The sequence below is a fragment of the Cytobacillus sp. FSL W8-0315 genome, assembly GCF_038002905.1.
Taxonomy (GTDB): Bacteria; Bacillota; Bacilli; order Bacillales; family Cytobacillaceae; genus Cytobacillus; species Cytobacillus pseudoceanisediminis.
In genome coordinates, this window is sequence record NZ_JBBOOC010000001.1 from 4,574,599 (window position 1) to 4,594,098 (window position 19,500).

Consider the following 19,500-nt stretch of genomic DNA (forward strand, 5'->3'; position numbering starts at 1 on the left):
TTCTATATTTTCTATATTATCATAAAAAATATGACAGTTTCACCTGAATTTTGTCTGTTATATAACATTTGCAGGCCTTCTTATTAAACGCATTTCAGATATTTGGGCTAATTAATCACAATCAGCTAGCAGGCACATACGATATACAAGAAATCATTTTAAAGGGTGTTATGTATGCCAGCTATTGTCGGAGTCGCACAGGTCATATCAATCGGAAGCAGTTCTGTCTTCAACATTGGGGATGTCTATAAAATCATGCCTGTTTCTAACGCTAAGACCTTTTCAGGCGCTGGATCGTTTAACACAGGGGATGGCCTGAATGTCTACAATCACCGGAGCACAACAAACACTTATGATTGTGATGGCGTGGATCAGGGCAATTATTTCAATGCTTAAACGGGTGATCTTATGAATTTTTATATACAGCAATCCATTCATATTAATTTTATTAAGATAGGCGGGATTTCAAACTCTTCCGTCATGCAGATTGGAAGTGCAGGCATAATAAAGCCAGCGTCTTATTTGTATAATACTGGCGGCTTTACTGAGCCTGCACCTGAAGCGGAATTGCCAACGCCGGCGGGGCCAGCAGGGGGGAGTGTTTTGCTGGCACCTTCTGTCCCTTTGACTGGAGCGCAGAAACGTTAAGTTCATTTTTAATAAAGCGAGGTGGTGCGCTTGAATCAGCAATTAAATACCTATCTTCAGCAATTGCATGCTTTTGTGGAGGCACAGGAAAAACGAATACGCAGCCTGGAAGCAGCGGTCAAAAAACTTCAGGAAGAGACTGAAGTTCTGAAAAACCGCCCGCCGATGCAGGTCGATCGGATTGAATATAAATTCGACCAGCTTAAGGTAGAGTCTCTTGAAGGAACTTTAAATATTGGCTTAAATCCTTCTGAGCTGCAAAACATTGAAGATTTTGCCGTAGATAACAAAAACATCAAAGCACCTATTTCGCCTAAGAATCAAATGAAGAGAACAATGGAAATTGAAGATGCCATCTATCAATATTTAGAACGGGAACTTCCTGACATTACAGCTTCTGTACAGAAGAAGTTAAATGTCAGTGTGGATGATTCCTATATTGCATTTATCAAAGAGGATATCAAAAAGCAGCTGCCTAACAGGATTGACTTCTATATTAAACAGCAGCAGGCTTCAAATCGATCAGGGCAGGAAAATGATAACGCAGAAATTATTGAGCTTATTAAAAAGGAAATTTACAATGGAGTCCATGCCTTTATCTCGCATTTGCCGGAGAATATGAAAGGGATGAATAACGAATGAATTATCAGGTATATAACAGAGATTTGTGTGTTGGCAGCATAAGAGTGCTCGGTGTATCCAGTTCATCTGTTTTAATGGTGGGAGATACGCAAACGATCCAGCTGGCAGCCACCTTTGATACACCACCAGAATCACTTCTGATTGGGCCGTTTGTGCCTCTGACACCGGAGTAAGCTGCTATGCTGCAAAGAACTTCATCCGTTGACAGAATCAATATTGACACCATCGCCTTTTCTTCTGTATTTGAAATTGGGGACTCCTGTTTTATTAAAGGATTCTCCAGAGCAATTGCCGATCAGCGTGAAGCTGAATATTTCAACGCAAAGGAAGGGAATTTTTCAGTCTATCCCGTATTCAGTGAACCCATTCCTTTAATCCCAATTGAAGAAGACATAACCATGCAGACAACACAGCTCAATCCGATCATTAGGGTTCAAAACATTGATATTATCGGGGTTTCCTCATCATCTGTCGTTCATATCGGCAACAGCGGAAATATTTCAATGGAAGCCCGGGTCAAGCATATCCGTCAGGTTTATCCCAAAACGGCGCTTCTTAAGGATGAAAATTTTTCATAAAGGATGTTTTACATGCCAGCTATAATCGGACCGGTACAAATCATCAATGTCGGCGGGGGGATTGTGCAATTTGGGGACTCCCTTTATATCTCTCCAAAAAGCAATTCAAAATCAACGACCGGACAGGGTGCCGCAAATACGGGCGGCTTAGTCATTACAAACAATGGCCTGAGTGCCAGCAATGTACTGGATACCAGTCTGGTTGATCAGCCAAATGTCGGCAATAACTAATCCATTATCAGAAATTCAGGACGATAGCACATTTGTTATCGTCCTTTTGATTTCCTGTCATTGGACTTTTTGGCTTTCGTTAACTTGGTTGAAGGCTGCTTCCTGATCCATTTCAAATATTTTCGGATTTTATCATCCTGCTGCAATAACTCTATTGAATTCAGCCTTACAGCTAGCTCTGCATTCGTATATAAAGCGTGAATCTGCTTATGGCAGGGTATGCATAATTTCGCGGTGGGCAGGAAGGTGCCTCCCATTTCTTTCGGCGTTAAATGATGGACTGTTATATCAATATCCTCCCGCAGGCATAATTCGCAGGTTCCCGCCTCTATTTGCCTTTTTCCCATTGCAAGCCTCCTTTATATTTAAATTACCCTTTATATTGGGGCGGCAGTAAATTTATATTCTCGTTTTTGCGCGCGGTGATGTTTCCTTTGCGCGCGGGAATTCACTGGTTGTGCGCGGCTTTTCGGCTATTACGCGCAATACCATTCCTAGTAACGCACAAAAAACCGGCAAGTTCTCTTGCCGGCTTTCCCTATAACTTAAGTGTATGAGCCCCGTCAAAGAAGAATAGGTATCTTTCATTGACTTCTCTCTTTAATATTTGTTCCAATGCTCTGGTGTACATATCAATTTGAACTTTGTACCTGTTTTCGAGAACGGGTTTGGCTTCAGCAAAGCCTCCCTTAAACCGGCCGCTGATTCCATCCGTTTTATAATCCAGAAGCACCAGGCCCTGCTCATCTTCAATTACACAGTCCACAATCCCCTGGATGAGAACCGTTTCATCTTCTCCCTTCCAATCTGAATAGATTTCCCGGGCTGGAAAAGATAGACTGAATGGGATTTCTCTTCGTACCGATTTAGCCTGAACGATTCTTTGTCCCAGTTTGGTTTCGAAAAACTGTACAATCAGCTGTGGTTCAATGCTGGCATGCTGCTCTTCTGTCAGCAATTCGTTTTGAAGCATCTCTGCCATTTTGGAAGATATTGTTTCCACAGTTGCAGGCCTGCTGAAATCAATATGCTGCATGACAGCATGCATAGCAGTACCCCGTTCAGCTGGAGAAAGAGATTTTTCTTGCATGAATCGAGGCCTGCCAAGCAGGGGTTTATTGATTTTACGGATTAATTCAGTTCCGCTGTCTTCTTCAGAAAAAATCTCCCGCTGCCGCTTCACTTCCGAAACGGATTGTTTAGATCTAGCTTGAGCAGCCTGCTTAAAGGAATATTTCCAGGAAAGCTGTTCCTCAACTTTATCCTTATAAGCCGATTCAGCCGGAACAGGTTTTCCTTCATAAACCAATTGCAGCAAATCCGTTTCGCCCTCATTGGCTTCTTCTGAAAGAACTGCAGCTTCTTCGCTTTTGATTATGGTTATATTCCAGCAGGAAGGGTGTTCAAGTATTTCTGCAGGAACGAGAGGATGAACCGGCCCTTCTCCTCTCAATGCCTCACAATCTCTATGTCTGACAAGCGATGGACCAATCCAGTCCAGGTAACTGTTTGCAGAAGCCCTGTCATACTCATTCAGGAGCCACTCTTTATGCTCCGATGCCTGCAGCCACTGATTTAATTTTTTATCTGCACTTTTGACGGACGATACCAGGAAAAGCTTTTCCTTCGCCCTTGTTAAAGCAACATATAGGACCCGCATTTCTTCAGCAAGCATTTCCATTTTCTTTTTTCGTTTAAAAGCAATCTGCGGCAAAGAGGGGTAAGAAATTCTCTTCTCGGCATTTACATATTTTGCAGCGAATCCAAATTCCTTATCAAGCAAGTATGGCTTTTTCAGATCCATCGTATTAAAATTGCGGGCAAGCCCTGCAATGAAAACGAAAGGAAATTCCAGCCCTTTGCTGCTGTGGATCGTCATAAGACGGACAACATCTTCCTGCTCACCCAAAGCACGGGCAGCGCCAAGATCATCGCCTCTGTCCCGCATTCGTTCAATAAACCTTAAGAAGCGGAATAATCCTCTGAATGATGTTGCTTCATACTGTCTTGCTCTATCGTACAATGCGCGAAGGTTTGCCTGCCTCTGCTTTCCGCCCGGCATGCCGCCGACGAAATCATAAAATCTGGTTTCTCTATACAGATGCCAAATCAGTTCGGAAAGCGAACCCTGGCGGGCCATCACACGCCAATCTTTAAGCTGGTCAAAAAACGGCCGCACTTTCTCATATAATTCTTCTGTTTCCAGGGTTGGGTCATTCCGGCAAAAAGAAGTCAATGCTTCATAGAAAGACCCTCTTTTATTATGGATTCTGATTTGTGCAAGCTCTTCTTCTGTCAGCCCCAAAATAGGAGATCTTAGAACTGATGCCAGCGGAATATCCTGATACGGATTATCAATCACTTTTAGAAGTGACATCATAATCGCTACTTCCGTTGCTTCAAAATAGCCGCTGGAGAGATTGGCATAAACAGGGATTCCCTGCTGTTTGAACTCCTCCATTATTTGCGGAGCCCATGTCATGGAACGAAGCAGGATGACAATATCCCTGTACTTGGCAGGCCGCCCGGATTCGGTCTTTGTGTTGTAAACTTCTTTCCGATTCCCAATGATTTCTTTTATTTTCGACGCCATAAATCTGGCTTCGAGCTGTGACTGGGCTAACTCTTCGCTGTCAAAACCCTCATCCATTGATTCAGGCTCAGGTTCGTTTTTTTCATTTCCTTCAAGATCAATAATGGCTATTTCCACAGGGTGTTCCTGACTCTCTGAATAAGGTGCTCCTTTAATAAGCTCAGCTGCCTGATCATACTCAATTTCACCAACAGATGTCCCCATAATTTGCTTAAAAATATAGTTGGTCCCGTGGAGGACTTCTTTACGGCTTCTGAAATTTCGCGCCAGATCAATTCTAAGGCCTGTCTCTTCTCCGTCCCGTCCGAACCGGGTGTACTTACTCAAAAACAGATTAGGCTCTGCAAGGCGGAAACGGTAGATCGACTGCTTTACATCGCCTACCATGAAAAGATTCCCGTTTTCTTCTGAATCTGCTGTTACCAGCTGCAAAATAGCTTCCTGCACCATGTTGGTATCCTGATACTCATCAACCAGGACTTCTTTGAACTGATTTCTGCAGGCAAGAGCTGCTTCTGATGGCAATAGCCTTCCCTCTTCATCTGATGATGAAAGAATTTCAAGGCAATAATGCTCAAGATCGGCAAAGTCAACCAGCCCTTTTTCAGTTTTAACCTGGTCAAAGCGAATTGAGAATTCTTTAACTAACGAAACAAGCGATTCTATATGGGGCTTCATTTCCGCCATGTCACGCATGAAGCTTTCCTGTTTGCGGAAAAACAGTTCTTCCTGCAGGCCGGTTATGATTTTCTTGGCCTGGTCCCTGAGTTTCTTTGCCTTTTCAACCAGCCCTTCATCATAATCATTGCCTTTACACGTTTTGGCTCTGCCAAAAGACCATGATTGCATCGCTTCATATAGCATCGGCCACGAATCGTTTTTCGCTTCGATTAGAGTATTGACAACGTGCAGATCTGCGATAAAGTTTTCTGCTCTCGGAGCCGGTCCTCCAGGAAGCTTGGTCAGCTCCAGCCCATATTCCAGCAGCTGCCTGGCCCCTTTCAGCTGAAGATCTATATCCTCCAAAAGGGAACGGACAAATGGAAGCTTTTCAAGACTTTCAACACCGTCCACGTTATACATCTCAACAATTGAATCAAGATATTGATCAGGTGAAGGGTTGGAGCGGGCAAAATCGTATAAGTCCCTTATTATATCCTGAAGGGCAGTGTCACTTCTGTCATTTGTAAAAGTATCCACAAGTGCAAAGAATGCTTCGTTTCCCTCTTTACCGTATTCCTCTTCAAAAAGCTCCTCGAGTACTTCATCCCTTAAGAGCTGTGCTTCTGTTTCATCAGCGATTCGAAATCCGGGATCAATATCGGTCATGTAGTAATATTTACGGATCATCTCTAAGCAAAATGAATGCAAAGTCGAGATGGATGCCCTGTTTAATAAGCTTACCTGCTTTCTGAGGTGAGCAGACTTCGGATCGGCATTAATCGCTTTTTCAAGCGCCTCGCCGATTCTGTGCCTCATTTCGGCAGCTGAGGCATTTGTGAAGGTCACAACAAGGAGTTCATCGACATTAATAAGATCTTCATCAGCGATAATCTTATTGATAATCCTTTCAACCAAAACAGCCGTTTTCCCTGAACCGGCTGCAGCAGCCACCAGAATATCCTGTCCCTTGGCCATAATTGCTTTCCACTGGTCATCAGTCCAGGTTGCATCTTCCGGCTTAGGCGGTATGGCCATTTTCATCGCCCTCCACCTCCTTCTTGATGATTTCAATCATGTCTTCTTTTGGCTTAGGCACAAATAACCTGTAATCATTGGTTTCGAGCGATTCGTCAAATTGGCATACAGATTTATAGGCACAAAATGTACATGGTGTTTTTTCCTTCATTTTATATGGGGCAATTTTAACATCGCCCTCTGTAATCATATTGCCAGTATTCCTATACATCTTTCTTACGTAGCGGCGCAAATAATCAAACTCCTGCTTGCTTGCCACTTTTGATCGCTTTGAAAGTGTCCCGTCTTTTTTAAATCCGGCTGAGATAATGGATGAATCGCCTGTCTCAATTGTCTGGTCCATTAACCTGATGACATTTTCATCTCCCAGCAGCAGGCCATTCATTTTAAATTTCTTATAGAGTTCCTGCTCGATATCCTCTAATGTCAGCATTTTTGAAGTGCTGACGATTGGATTATGGACATGGAAATAAAGGACTCCTGCCGGATCGGCTTCAGTCCCGATCAAAGAATTGGAATGGGCAATAATGATGTCCAGATACGTGAGCATCTGCAGAGCAATCCCATAATATACCTCACTGACATTCAAATCCTTGGAGCTGGATTTATAGTCAATTACCCGTAAAAATGTCCCGTTTGTATCCTGAGCCTTGTCTACTCTGTCAATTCTTCCGACAAGCTCCATTTTAGTCCCATTTTTAAGAGGAAAAACAAGCGAAGGGAGTTCTCCTTTTGGTCCAAACCCCAATTCCAGCCCCACTGGCGAGAATCCGCTTGATTTGGCATGCTCACTGATAACATAGGAAGCCCTGCTGATGATTTGCTCAAGCTTTCTCTTAATATAGTGATGTCTGTTCGAGCTTAAAAGAATTTCATTTTGCAGTTTAGGAGCAAGCATTTCAACTGCTTCTTTTGCAAGGATTTCACACTGTTCCCTTGTCATATCTGTCCATGAAAGCTTCTGGGTCATAACTGTTTCTGCGATAAATTTTAAAGCTGCATGGAATAAATCCCCGATATCCGGAGCTTCTAAGCGGTATACCTGTCTTTCCCGCAGCCTTAGTCCATGCTGTGCAAAATGGGAAAATGGACAGCTATGGAATAATTCCATCCTGGAAACACTCGCCTGAATATGATCACCATACAATTCTTTACTGATGTCTGCGCCAAGCTGAAGTGTCCGGTTTTCATAATTCAGGCTGGAAAGAACCTTTAATGCCGGCCTTCTCCAATGCTCATTGTTAAGATAGCAGTTATAAACATCCCACCACAGGTCATAAATTGGATAGCTGCGTTTTTTCAGCTGAAGCTGTGAAGTCAAATACGAAAGTGCAGTATTTAGATTATCCGCATATTCCAGCTGCTCCGTTTCCGGCAGTTCTGCCGGATCCGACATGAAGGAATGCTGCCTGCAATCAGGGAATAAATCTCCCAATCTCTTAATATAAGGAGAAGGCATAAGTGCTTTACCTTCTTCATTTGCCAGCGGGTAACTGATAAAAAGTTTTTCTGATGGAGTAACAAACGCTTTATAGGCTATAAATTCTTCATCAAGAAGTCGTGTACGGCTTCCTGGCGCCAGTTTCATTCCGTTTGTGTTCAGAATTTCTCTGTCATCATCCGCCAGCACACCGTCCTCTGAGAATTTGGCAGGTATTACTCCTTCATTCAGACCAATGACAAAGGCAGCTTTAATATCAGTTAGCCTTGACCTTTCCAAATCGGCCGCCATGACCTGATCGATGGCAGGCGGAACAAGTGTAAATCGAAGCGACTCCAGACCGGCATCCAGAACGGAAGCAAAGCGCTTTAGCGTCACTTCTTCTTCACCAAGCATTTCTACATACTGATCGAGAAGCTCCATAATGGCATTCCATGCTTGTCCATGCTCCCTTGATTTAACAAGGTTCCCTTTTTCCTCTTCAGCTGATTTCCACTTTTCAATCTTCACAGGCACATCCAATTCTTCCAGGTATAAAAATAAAGCTTCACAATATCCGCGGCCATCAGCAGCTTTTTTTAAGCGCCTGTGCAGCCTTAATATTGGGCCTGTAATCATTTCGCGCAAATCACTTAACTCATCTTCTATTCTCTTCTCGGAATCTGTCTGGGCAACCGCTTCAAACTCCAGCCCCCTGATTCTCCTGTATATCCATCTTTTCTTCTTCGTCCATTTGTCTCCTTGAATTCCATAGGCAAGAACATAGTTCTCAAGTCTGTCCATTTGCTCACGAAGCTTGCCGGCGTTTAATTTGGACGGAAAAATCAGTTCCGTTTTTACTGCTCTGAAGATCGGTTCATACCGCCAATTCCCATTGATGATTTCAAGAGTTGACCTAATTAACTCCACAAGCGGATGATTCAGCATAGTTCTTTTTTGGTCAATAAAAAATGGGATTTCATAGTCATGGAACACTGTTTCAATCATGTCATGATAATCCTGTCCGTTTCTTGCAAGTACTGCAATATCACGATAGCGATAGCCATCTGTGCGAACAAGCTTATTTATTTTTCTGGCAACGCCCTCGATTTCAGCCCTCCTGTTGACAGCCTGTCCGATGTGAATGTCTGCTTCCCCCAGAAATGCCTCAGCAGGCCTGCTGTCAAAATGTGCCTCAAGGTGCCTAAGAGAAGGGCTGCACCACCTTTTTTGCTCAGTAATGACCATTTCTTCAATACCCAATCTGTTGCGGGAAGCCATTTCTTTGATTGTCTGATAGTTTTCTCCGGCCATTCTGAATAAATGAAGTTCTTCAGTTGCACTATGTTTAAACTGCTTGTCAAGTGTCAGTGTAATAGTGACGTTTTTACACTGCTTCATCAGCTGTTCAACAATCGAATATTCCTGTGATGTAAAGCTGTAAAAGCCATCTATATAAACCTCGGCATTTTTTAGATACTCTGAATGGGAGGCCTTTTCAGCAAGAAGGCGGAAGTAGTCTTCTGAATCAGTATATTTGCCTGCAAGGGATTCTTCAAAATTTTTATAGATTAACTCAAGGTCATGAAGCTTGTCCTGAAGTGCCTTGTTCGATTTTCCTGTTCCTGAGAGCTGCTGCTGCCTTTCAGCCAGTTCATCGGGTGCTACACAATAACGTTTGAATTCAGTCATCATTTGTTCAATTTGCTGAATAAAACCATTTTTATCGGCAGCCCTCTGAAAAAGCTTCAGCTCATCCTTTTTATCTTCGATGATCTTGCGGATAAGCATGCTGATGCCAACACTGTTAAGATGATATCTGCTCATGCCTCCTGTTTCCTGAAGAATTCTCCAGGCAAGGCGCGTGAAAGAATATACCTGGCTGCGTATCATTCCGCCAAGGCCGGGCGTGGTAATTAATTTATATTCTGAAAGGAACGTCATTTGTTCCGGAACTAAATAAATGATTGGATCTCCATCCGGGTTAAGCCGCAGTTCATCGCGGATTTCATTTAGGCAGTATTCCGTTTTGCCGCTTCCGGACCGGCCTATCAATAAACGTACGGTCATATTTTTCCTCCTTAAAAAAACTCTCACTCTATCATTATTTTATCATATAAGCTGTTCAATTTTTCGAATGGGGTTCTTCAAAATTGTGGAAATGACAACTTACCTATACGAGGTTTTGTGCATAAAGTATATCGGCAGGTGATAAGGATGATTTCAAAACAGATCCTGATTGCAACTTCAGTCATTTTGACAGTTACAGGAGTTTTTGTGGCCAGCAATATTTATACACTAATCCCTATTTACGGGGATATTGCTGACTCTTTTCAGGTAAATGAAAATTATATTGTTGGCGGTGGAAGCCTGTTTGCATTTTTTTATGCAGCCGGCCTGCTATTCTTTGGCCCTGCTTCCGATACCTTTGGCAGGCGCAGAATTATTATTACAGGTTTGTTTGCTTCTGCTTTGTCCACTTGTGCTGTAGGGCTTTCTCCTAATGTAGAGGCTCTCTATATAACCAGGTCGATTCAGGGGCTGACTCTTGGGAGCTTTGCTCCTGTTGCCTTCGCTTATACCTTTGATCTTTTCAGGCAGAGGGGCCGCACCCTGCTGCTTGTTTTTATCAATACAGGATTCCTTGTCGCCGGCATTCTTGGACAGCTGATCAGTTCGACAATTACTTTTTATTTTAAATGGAACTATGCTTTTTATTTCTTTGCGTTTTGCTATTTTATTCTTTTCCTTGTATCGTATAAAATACTTCCAGGCACTTCTCCTCCTTCCAAATCAGGGGTTTCCGTTATTTCTATTATGAAAAAACTATTAATGAAGGGAAGCCTGCTCCAAAGCTATGCTATTACCTTTACTTTGCTGTTTGCCTTTGTAGCTTTTTACGATGCAATAGGAAGGAATTTCGAGGGAACCATGGAGGAGCTGTTCACATTAAGAGCTGTGGGACTAATCGGGGCGCTGCTGTCTCTCTTTACGGGAAAATTAATTGAGCGGATTGGTGCCCATTCGACATTAAAGCTTGGTTTACTTTTAGGGATTTTCAGCATTATTAATATGTTTTTCTTCAGCAGCACTATTGCCTTAATGGCAATTTCCATTATGTTTGTGGCTTCCATATCCCTTCTTGTTCCCACTGTTATCACACTGATTGGCATGATTGCAGGGGCTGACCGTGCAAAAGCGCTTTCTCTCTATTCTTTTTTTCTATTAACCGGAGCAAGCCTTGCCCCGCCGGCAGTTATGATTCTTGAATATTATTATGTACTGTATCTGCTTCTTGCCTTTTTCCTGACGAATATCATTCTTAGCTATTACTTGTCAAAAGAATTTACTTTTGTCAGTCAGCCAGAATAAATCTTATAAAGCGCGGAATTATTCCGCGCTTCTTCACTCTTTCCACTCCTTTCTCAGGAGCCCGTATAGATACATATCATGCCGTTTTCCATCGCGCTCAAGAAACTCTCTATAGCAGCCTTCTCTCTGGAATCCAAGACTTTCATAAAGAGTTTTTGCTCTAGTATTATAGGAAAATACAGAAAGCTGAAGCCTATACAGATTCAGCTCCATAAAAGCATAGCGAATCAGGCATTGCATGGCTTCCTTTCCATACCCTTTACCCCATTCGGCTTCATCTGCAATGGCAATGGTGATCCAGCTTGTTCTGTGTGGCCATAGAATGCCGTTTAGCTCCGCATATCCTATCAGTTCATTTGCTTCTTTTAACCTAAGCGAAAATCTGAAGGTGTTTTGCGGACATTCATCAAGCCATTTCTTAATTTCCATTTCCTGTTTGGGTTTTACCGGCAGAGCATCCAGGTTTCGCATGATTTTTTCGTCTGCATGCCACTGGATTATCTTTTTAATATCATCCTCAATAAACGATCCCAGAATGATCCTCTTTCCAGACAATATCGTACTGCTTATCACTTTCTTCACCTCCGGAAAAATCAATTCTGCAGGATGGGATCCGCTTATTGGATAAATAAAGAGCCCCCGAAGGAACTCTTTATTCGTACGTTTCCACAAATATTGTGGCTCCCATCCCGCCTCCGACACATAGAGAAGCTATTCCTTTATGGCCGCCTCTTCTCTTTAATTCATGAACGAGACCCACAACAAGGCGCGCACCGGTACATCCAATAGGGTGTCCCAGACTGATTCCGCTTCCATTTACATTTACTTTGTCCCGGTTTAAGCCTAACTCTTTCTCAACCGCCAAATATTGGGCTGCAAAAGCCTCATTTATCTCAATCAAGTCTGCATCATCAAGCGACCAGCTTACATTAGCAAGACCTTTTTGTACTGCCGGCACAGGCCCTATTCCCATTACTTTTGGATCTACTCCTGCCACGGAGAAGCCAGCAATCTTTGCCAGAGGCTTCAGTCCCTTGTCCAGAGCCAGATCTTCCGGCATCAGGACAAGTGCTGCTCCGCCGTCATTCAGGCTTGATGCATTTCCTGCTGTAACAGAGCCACCCTTTCTGAAGACAGGGCTCAAGCTTCGCAGCTTTTCGGCTGTTAAATCTGCCCGCGGGTTTTCATCTTTTGTAACGGTTACTTCTCCTTTCCTGCTTTTCACAGTAATTGGAACGATCTGCGAATCAAAGTAACCGTTTTCAATTGCATGCAAGGCTCTCCTGTGGCTGAGCAAGGCTGCTTCATCTTGTTCTTCTCTTGTAATGGCATGCATTTCTGCCAGGTTTTCTGCCGTTTCCCCCATCATAATATGATGGATTGGATCTTCGAGAATTTCCCATACGGTATCGGTTACCTGCCCATGCTGCATGCGGGCGCCCCAGCGATGCTGTTTTAATACATAAGGGCTGGAGCTCATGGCTTCAACTCCTCCAGCAATCACGATATCTGACATCCCTGACTGAATCTGCAGTGCTGCAGACATAATTGCCTGCATACCGGATGCACACTGCCTCTGGACTGTGAACCCTGTTGTTGTATCGTCAAAGCCTGCAAGCAAAGCTGCTGTTCTTGCTGTATTCGGTTCATCTGTACGCTGAATGCAGTGTCCCAATATCACTTCATCCACCTCATTGCTCTGCAGGCCGCTTCTCCCGGCAGCTTCTTTTAATACAGGCACAATCAAATCCGTCGGCAGCAGATCCTTAAACGCTCCTCCAAACGTGCCAACCGGTGTTCTGACTGCTGATGTTATGACAACATTTCTCATCTTTTCCACCTCATTAATCTTCTGATTATCGAGCACAGGCTCGAAGTCAGTTCATTACATCATGATGCCGCCATCTACATGAAGGACCGTGCCATTCACATAATCCGACTCATCGGAAGCCAGAAACAGGTATGCATTCGCAATATCTTCCGGTTTTCCAAGTCTGCCCAGGGGAACCATGCCCTGCATTTGGCCAATAACCTTTTCCGGTACTTTTGCTGTCATACCGGTTGAGATGAATCCTGGGGCAACGGCATTTACGTTGATTCCTTTTCTGCCGAGTTCTTTTGCCCATGTTTTGGTCATCCCCAATACACCCGCTTTGGCTGCCGCATAGTTTGTCTGTCCGACATTCCCATAGACTCCCGATACAGAGGACGTATTGATTATTTTTCCGCTTCCCTGTTCCAGCATGAATGGAAGGACTGCTTGTGTACAATGAAAGACACCTGTCAGATTCACGTCCATAACCGCCTGAAAATCATCTGCAGCAAGCTTTGCCAGCATCCCGTCCCTCGTAATTCCTGCATTATTGATCAGGATGTCAATTTTTCCAAATGCCGCTTTTACAGCTTCCGCCATACTGTCTATGCTTTGCCTGTCCGAGACATTAACCTGAAAAAACTCAACCTGAAGACCTTTTTCCTTCAGCTCTTGTGCCCTGGTAATTCCCATGTCTGCATCATAATCAGCCATAGCTACCACCGCTCCTTCACCTGCAAACTTTTCGGCAGCAGCCAGACCAATTCCATTCGCCGCACCTGTAATAATGGCGACTTTATCCTTCAGCCTCATCAATTGCACCTCCGTGATATATTTAAATATTCCGACATTGGATTCTGGAACAGATCCTTTGCGTTTACTCAGGCTATTATTCGACAAAGCCTGCAGTTTCTCCTTTGTCCCCTGCAATATAATCTCATGGTTAAAAAGCTTTCCCGGTCTTCCAGGGAACTGATGGTAATTTTTTGAATCGGTTTAGCCGCTGTAAAAAAAGGCTAAGAAATATAAAACAAAAGACAGCAAAATTGAAAGGAGCATTTATCATGAAAGTTGTTTATGGCTTGATGGCTCAAAACGGAGATGCCCAGGAGCTGTTATGGGATTTGGGATTTTGGGAAAGTGAAGAAACGGCAAAGGAATATTTAAATGCCGAAATGGCCAATACACGCGGAGTTACCGTAGAACCCATTACAATTAATGACGCTATCCCAATTCCCCCAGAAGAAATGGAAGAAGAAAAAATGGTTGCCTGCTCCCTTTGCGGAATTGAATACAATCGTGAAGATGTCAATATGACTGATTATGATGAAGACGTATGTGTAAACTGTGAACCTGAATATAGGAATAATCCTAATTTGCATGTTATCTGAGATGTCTTGCCTGCAAATTAGAAAAGCGCAAGAGCCTTGCCCACCCCCGACACCTCGAGGGGAGGCGCTGCGAAAGCTAGACAGTAAAATAAAAGGGACTCGAATAATTAGTATTATCGAGTCCCTTTTTTCACAAGATAAGTTAGTTTAGAATGACGCATCCATTTCATCAAGCGGCCAATAGCGCAGGTTTACTTTTCCTACAACCTGGCCGGCTGAAATAAATCCAAAATGTCTGCTGTCCCAGCTTCCGAGGCGATTATCTCCCATAACAAATAGTTTTCCCTCTGGAACCGTTTCAGTGCCCGTCATCTCCAGGAGTGTAAAATCACCTGTCAGTTTGCCGCCCAATGTTTCTTTCCGGTATTTCTCCAAGTATGGCTCATCCACTTTTTTACTATTTATAAATAGTTCATCATTGCGGTATTCGATTTCATCCCCTGGCATCCCTATAATTCTTTTTACAAAATCCTCTTCATCATTATGATGAAAAACAATTACGTCAAAGCGCTCTAAGTCGCTGACCTGGTAACCGATTTTATTCACAATCAGTTTATTTCCATCCTGAAGAGTGGGCATCATGGATTCACCTTCCACAACATAATTGGAGAAGAAAAAAGTCCGTATAAAAGCAAAGATAATGATGCCAATTGCAAAAGCCTTCAGCCATTCCGCTCCTTCTTTTCTCAATCCTTCCTTCACATTTCATCTCCCCCAATGCTTATGCATTCATTGCTTTTTATTCCCGCGATCTTTTTCTACGCTCATATTCATCTTTATTTCAATGATTTTGCCGACATACCAAAGAATGAAAATGACCAATGCAACAATGGCTGTCCGAATTGGCTGTGTTACTAATGATTTGATATCATATCCGACAAAGCTTATTGTAAAAATCATCACTATTTTGCCACTCAGGACTGCCAGCATATATTGAGCCATGCTGATATTCGAAAGCCCTGCGACAATATTTACGACTGCCGAAGGAGTAAACGGAAAACAGAGCAGGATGAACAATGGTCCAAACCCATGCTTTTCCACCCATTTCATAAGCCTCTGTACCTGCTTATGCTTCTTCAAAAAACGGAGTATTCGTTTCTGGCCATATTTCCTGACCAGCAGGAAAACGAGCAGCGCTCCTGCGACCGCGCCGAGCCAGGAGTATAAGAAACCCAGCCAGAGACCAAATGCACTCGCATTTGCCATAACAAACAAAACCAGGGGCAGAAAAGGCAAAAATGCTTCTAGCATTGGAAGCAGAATACCGGGGAGCGGTCCAAATGAACGATATTCCCGAATTAAATCCATTATATTATCCAATGTTAACCAATCTTTGAACAGTTCAAAATCCATTTAATATCTCCTTGTCCAATATGCAGCAAAGTCCTATTCGTTCGATTATCATTAAAGGGAAGTTTCCCCTAGTTTTACCACTTACCCTTTTATTGTACACCTAATCCGCCAAAAACTGTGTTTCTACCTTTTTATTTCGAAAGAAACTCATGGATAGCCGCTTTGTTTGCCTCTTTATCAATGCCTAAAACAGCAGCACCATTAATTCTCTGGTTTTCAAATGTTCCATCAACAGGAACACGAAGAGTCTCTACATTCCTGTTATCCTTAGATAAGAAATCTTTCCCGATATAAAGAATATCTCCCGTATCCATATTAGTATTTACAAATGGAGTTACTACCCCGATTAGTTTCGGAAGCTTTGTAATGGTCTGAAGGCTTGTAAACTGGCTTGCTACTTCTTTCATTACCTTCTGCTGGCGTTCTACTCTTCCAAAATCCCCTACGGCATCCTGCCTAAACCTGACATACCCAAGGAGATGCTCTCCATCAAGGCGCTGCAGACCCGGTTCCAGAGTAACACCGATATTGGCAGACATTCTTTTTTCTACATCAATTTCTACCCCTCTTGGAAAAGCTTCATCAATTAAATGAACAAAGCCTTCGAAATCAACAATTGAGTAATATTTAATATCTATATCAAAGTTTTCCTTAATCGTTTGCCTTAATAACTCAGGACCACCATAAGCAAGAGCTGAATTTATTCTGTTTTGCCCATGGCCCGGTATGTCCACGTACATATCTCTCATAAAAGAAATAAGTTTATATGTTCCCTTTTCAGGATGATATTGGGCAACCATGATGGTATCTGCCCTTGATTTCTCTTTTCCCCTTGCGTCACTTCCAAGGATCAGAATATTCGTTCCTCCATATTTATCTTTTTCACCGTTAAATTCAAACTCTTCTGTCTGTATATTTGCCTCTCCCTCTGTCTGGGAAACACCTTGCTTGAACTGAAAATACGAATAGCCAAGGGTTCCTGCAATCAAGAGAAACAGAATCAGGAGGACGGACTTCCATTTTTTTTTCTTTTTCTTCTTTTCATGTCTATCTGATCTCATAAGAATAAGTCCTTTCTTTGCAGTTAAATTATCATTCTGCCGCGGGTATGAAAATACCTTCACCTATATTCGACTTCGGTTTCCATAAAAAAGTTTCGATATCACTGCTGGTATATCCTGTATACCCTTATACTTTGCAGATGAATGGGTTTCGTTGCAACTTATTTTAAATAGTTTCTTTACCCTATATGAAAACTGATTTCATTGATATATCGGCGATTTTGATGTTACTTTACAGCTCTATTAGAAAAAGCTCCTTGCCCACCCCCGAAAAGCACAAGTCGAGCCTCACAGAAAGGCGTCCTTTGCCTTTTGGGAGGATTGCCCGAAATGTAGAGGCGACTGCCCAGGGACGACAGGCATAAGACGGTTCCTGTAAGAAGGCGTCCTTCCTTCTGGAAGGAAACGGCTTATGACCCCGAGTCCCTAGGAGCCGAAACAAGACAAGCTTGTGACCTCGAGGGGGTAGGCTGCTTGCGCTAGACAGCTCTCGAAGTACAAAGGTATAAATTTTGATATTATCAAAAAACCGCAAACCCAAAGGCCTGCGGTAACTTTTTTATAGATATTCATTAAACCAGCCGGCAATGTAATTCAGGCGGCTGATTCTTAAATTCGGTTTTCCGCTTCTGGAAAGCTCATGGTTGGCTTCAGGGAACCGCACAAATTTTGCTGTTTTCTTCCGATGCTTTAAGGCTATGAATAATTGCTCTGCCTGCTCAATTGGACAGCGATAATCCTTTTCGCTGTGCAAAATCAGCAGAGGTGTATTCATATCATTCACATAAGCAAGCGGGGAATGTTTCCAAAGCTTTTCTATATCATTCAAATCACTCTTGATTTGCCAATCAGTAAAATAGTAGCCGATATCACTTACTCCATAAAAGCTGATCCAGTTGGAGATGGATCGCTGAGTGACTGCCGCCTTAAATCGGCTGGTGTGTCCAATAATCCAGTTGGTCATAAACCCGCCATAGCTTCCTCCCGTTACGCCAAGCCGGTCTTTATCGATAAAATCGAAGTTTTCCAGCGCATAATCGACTGCATCCATAATATCTTCATAATCCTTGCCCCCGTAATCTCCTCTTACAGCATCTACAAAATGCTGGCCATATCCATGGCTTCCCCGTGGATTGATAAATAAGACCGCATAGCCTTTTGCTGCGAGACATTGAAATTCGTGAAAATATGAATTGGCATACATGGCATGAGGGCCGCCATGGATTTCGAGCACAAGCGGTACTTTTTCGCCCTCTTTCAGATGGGCTGGTTTCATGATCCAGCCATGCAGATCCCAATCATCTGAAGATTTAAACTGAATTGGCTCCGCATCTGCCAACTCTACACCTTTCAGGAACTCTTCATTCACATTTGTCAGCTGTTTTAATTCCCCTGTTGGGACATCAAGCAAAAATAAATCCCCTGGATATGACGGCTTGCTAATGGCTACAACAGCTTTATTGACGCTTCCTCCTGTTGTCAATCCATATACATGCTGCTGATCCAGCAGCGCAGGATATAATTCCCCATCTAAAGAGCCATAATAAACAACTGTATTACCATGGTCAGTTGCCAGGAAATAAAAGCTTCTGCTGTCCTCTGCCCAAAGAATTCCCGGTGTTACTGTACCCTGCTGGAAATCCCCGATGGCATAATCACCAGCCAATATATCTGATTCTGCAGTAAGGCACTGCAGATTTCCAAATTCGAGATTATACACCCAGACCTTTGTATGCGTAGCATTTTCGTATTCCCTTTCATGCCCGAACAATCCTATGTATTTTCCATCCGGCGACCATGTGGCGCTTCCAAAATAACCTTTTCCATTTGTAATCCTTTTCATGTCTTTTGTTTCAAGATGGATAATATAGACATCGCTTAGAAAAGAGAAATCTTTGTCTTCACTTAAATCTGCCGTAACAGCAATCCATTTTCCATCTGGTGACCAGTCTTGCAATTGGTAGTCATGTTCTCCGGATGTCAGCTGCTCCATTCCGCCAGTTTCAATATCTATTAATGCAACCTGGCTGTACCTTCCGCTCCAAAAACCCTGGGCGTCTGATTTGTGCTTCATTTTTTCAATTTCAAGAGGAAGGGGCCTGTCTGTCTGTTTTTCCTGATTTTCCTTTGTTTCTGCATCTTCTCCAGGCTTTACTGAAAGATTGAAAACAATCTTCTTCCCATCAGGTGACCAAACAGGCTTTGAAGCGCCATTTGCACAGTGTGTCAGCTGTTTGGCTTCTCCTCCTGCTTTGCTCATCACATAAATCTGTGATTTTCCGTCTCTGTCGGATACAAATGCGATTGACTCCCCATCAGGAGACCAGCGGGGCGAATGATTACGATGTTTGCCGTAAGTCCATTGAACCGGCATATTGCCTTTAATGGTATTTAAGTAAAAAATATTTGAACTATATGTATTTTCCTCATCAAGCATTCTGGTCTCAACAAAAGCTAAGTCATTTCCATTCAAGGATAGCTGCGGATCAGCTACTGATTTTAACTGATAAAGGTCTTCCGGTTTAATTGTATTTTTTTGCGTCATTTATTCCATCCTTTCTAACTGTGCTGTCCTCTTTATTTCGACATCAGAAATAAAATCCCTTCTCAATACGCTGCCGGCTGAAACTTTTTTTAATTATTGGAAATGATGAAGAATAACAGCGTTTCGACAAATATAGGCTCTTGCAAGAAAAAACA

18 protein-coding genes are annotated in these 19,500 nt (G+C 42.9%); 8 read left to right on the plus strand and 10 right to left on the minus strand.

Going from position 1 to position 19,500, the window contains the following annotated elements; all coding sequences use genetic code 11:
• Positions 1–174 precede the first annotated feature (174 nt).
• Genes MKY20_RS23405 through MKY20_RS23430 form a run of 6 tightly spaced genes read left to right on the plus strand, consistent with a single transcriptional unit; the run spans position 175 to position 2,099 of the window.
• Positions 175–396 (plus strand): spore germination protein, encoded by a 222-nt coding sequence (locus MKY20_RS23405; protein WP_009331280.1) that lies wholly within the window; start codon positions 175–177, stop codon positions 394–396.
• Positions 397–408: 12 nt separating this feature from the next.
• Positions 409–648, plus strand: a complete 240-nt coding sequence (locus MKY20_RS23410) for a spore germination protein GerPB (RefSeq protein ID WP_009331281.1) — start codon at positions 409–411, stop codon at positions 646–648.
• Between the two features lie 24 nt (positions 649–672).
• Positions 673–1,290 (plus strand): spore germination protein GerPC, encoded by a 618-nt coding sequence (gene gerPC / locus MKY20_RS23415; protein WP_269721465.1) that lies wholly within the window; start codon positions 673–675, stop codon positions 1,288–1,290.
• Positions 1,287–1,463: a germination protein GerPD gene (locus MKY20_RS23420; protein WP_009331284.1), complete on the plus strand. Its 177-nt coding sequence runs from the start codon at positions 1,287–1,289 to the stop codon at positions 1,461–1,463. Before gerPC ends, MKY20_RS23420 begins: the two co-directional genes overlap by 4 nt.
• 6 nt (positions 1,464–1,469) lie before the next feature.
• The gene (locus tag MKY20_RS23425; RefSeq protein ID WP_009331286.1) at positions 1,470–1,868 is read left to right on the plus strand and encodes a spore germination protein GerPE; all 399 of its coding nucleotides are present in this window, start codon (positions 1,470–1,472) and stop codon (positions 1,866–1,868) included.
• A 12-nt stretch (positions 1,869–1,880) separates the two neighbouring features.
• The gene (locus tag MKY20_RS23430; protein ID WP_009331287.1) at positions 1,881–2,099 is read left to right on the plus strand and encodes a spore germination protein; all 219 of its coding nucleotides are present in this window, start codon (positions 1,881–1,883) and stop codon (positions 2,097–2,099) included.
• Between the two features lie 35 nt (positions 2,100–2,134).
• Here MKY20_RS23430 and MKY20_RS23435 read toward each other — a convergent pair whose 3' ends face one another.
• From MKY20_RS23435 to addB, 3 genes are all read right to left on the minus strand, one after another.
• A complete protein-coding gene (locus MKY20_RS23435) occupies positions 2,135–2,446 on the minus strand; it encodes a hypothetical protein (RefSeq protein WP_009331289.1) in 312 nt (103 codons plus the stop codon).
• Positions 2,447–2,637: 191 nt separating this feature from the next.
• On the minus strand, positions 2,638–6,396 hold the full coding sequence (addA, locus tag MKY20_RS23440) for a helicase-exonuclease AddAB subunit AddA (protein ID WP_251174420.1): 3,759 nt from the start codon (positions 6,394–6,396) through the stop codon (positions 2,638–2,640).
• Positions 6,374–9,880 (minus strand): helicase-exonuclease AddAB subunit AddB, encoded by a 3,507-nt coding sequence (gene addB, locus MKY20_RS23445; protein ID WP_251174421.1) that lies wholly within the window; start codon positions 9,878–9,880, stop codon positions 6,374–6,376. The genes addA and addB overlap by 23 nt, the downstream gene beginning before the upstream one ends.
• 147 nt (positions 9,881–10,027) lie before the next feature.
• Between addB and MKY20_RS23450 the strand changes: the two genes are divergently transcribed.
• On the plus strand, positions 10,028–11,182 hold the full coding sequence (locus tag MKY20_RS23450) for an MFS transporter (protein ID WP_251266743.1): 1,155 nt from the start codon (positions 10,028–10,030) through the stop codon (positions 11,180–11,182).
• A gap of 33 nt (positions 11,183–11,215) precedes the next feature.
• Here the strand turns inward: MKY20_RS23450 and MKY20_RS23455 are convergent, their stop codons facing one another.
• The 3 genes from MKY20_RS23455 to fabG are packed head-to-tail and all read right to left on the minus strand — an operon-like array spanning position 11,216 to position 13,808.
• The gene (locus tag MKY20_RS23455; protein WP_251157095.1) at positions 11,216–11,854 is read right to left on the minus strand and encodes a GNAT family N-acetyltransferase; all 639 of its coding nucleotides are present in this window, start codon (positions 11,852–11,854) and stop codon (positions 11,216–11,218) included.
• Entirely contained in the window at positions 11,835–13,013 is a 1,179-nt protein-coding gene (locus MKY20_RS23460) for a thiolase family protein (RefSeq protein WP_019381450.1), read from the minus strand. The genes MKY20_RS23455 and MKY20_RS23460 overlap by 20 nt, the downstream gene beginning before the upstream one ends.
• Positions 13,014–13,067: 54 nt before the next feature.
• The gene (gene fabG / locus MKY20_RS23465) at positions 13,068–13,808 is read right to left on the minus strand and encodes a 3-oxoacyl-ACP reductase FabG (RefSeq protein ID WP_019381449.1); all 741 of its coding nucleotides are present in this window, start codon (positions 13,806–13,808) and stop codon (positions 13,068–13,070) included.
• A 251-nt stretch (positions 13,809–14,059) separates the two neighbouring features.
• Between fabG and MKY20_RS23470 the strand changes: the two genes are divergently transcribed.
• Positions 14,060–14,386 carry a hypothetical protein gene (locus tag MKY20_RS23470; RefSeq protein WP_009331304.1) on the plus strand — a complete coding sequence of 109 codons (327 nt, stop codon included), beginning with the start codon at positions 14,060–14,062 and terminating at the stop codon, positions 14,384–14,386.
• A 147-nt stretch (positions 14,387–14,533) separates the two neighbouring features.
• Here MKY20_RS23470 and lepB read toward each other — a convergent pair whose 3' ends face one another.
• The 4 genes from lepB to MKY20_RS23490 form a co-directional block, all read right to left on the minus strand.
• A complete protein-coding gene (gene lepB / locus MKY20_RS23475) occupies positions 14,534–15,088 on the minus strand; it encodes a signal peptidase I (RefSeq protein ID WP_192908339.1) in 555 nt (184 codons plus the stop codon).
• 27 nt (positions 15,089–15,115) lie between these two features.
• Entirely contained in the window at positions 15,116–15,739 is a 624-nt protein-coding gene (locus tag MKY20_RS23480) for a TVP38/TMEM64 family protein (protein WP_251174422.1), read from the minus strand.
• Positions 15,740–15,870: 131 nt separating this feature from the next.
• A complete protein-coding gene (locus MKY20_RS23485; protein ID WP_026041679.1) occupies positions 15,871–16,800 on the minus strand; it encodes an LCP family protein in 930 nt (309 codons plus the stop codon).
• A 559-nt stretch (positions 16,801–17,359) separates the two neighbouring features.
• Complete coding sequence (locus tag MKY20_RS23490) at positions 17,360–19,345, minus strand: S9 family peptidase (protein WP_192908337.1); 1,986 nt, start codon at positions 19,343–19,345, stop codon at positions 17,360–17,362.
• Positions 19,346–19,500 lie beyond the last annotated feature (155 nt).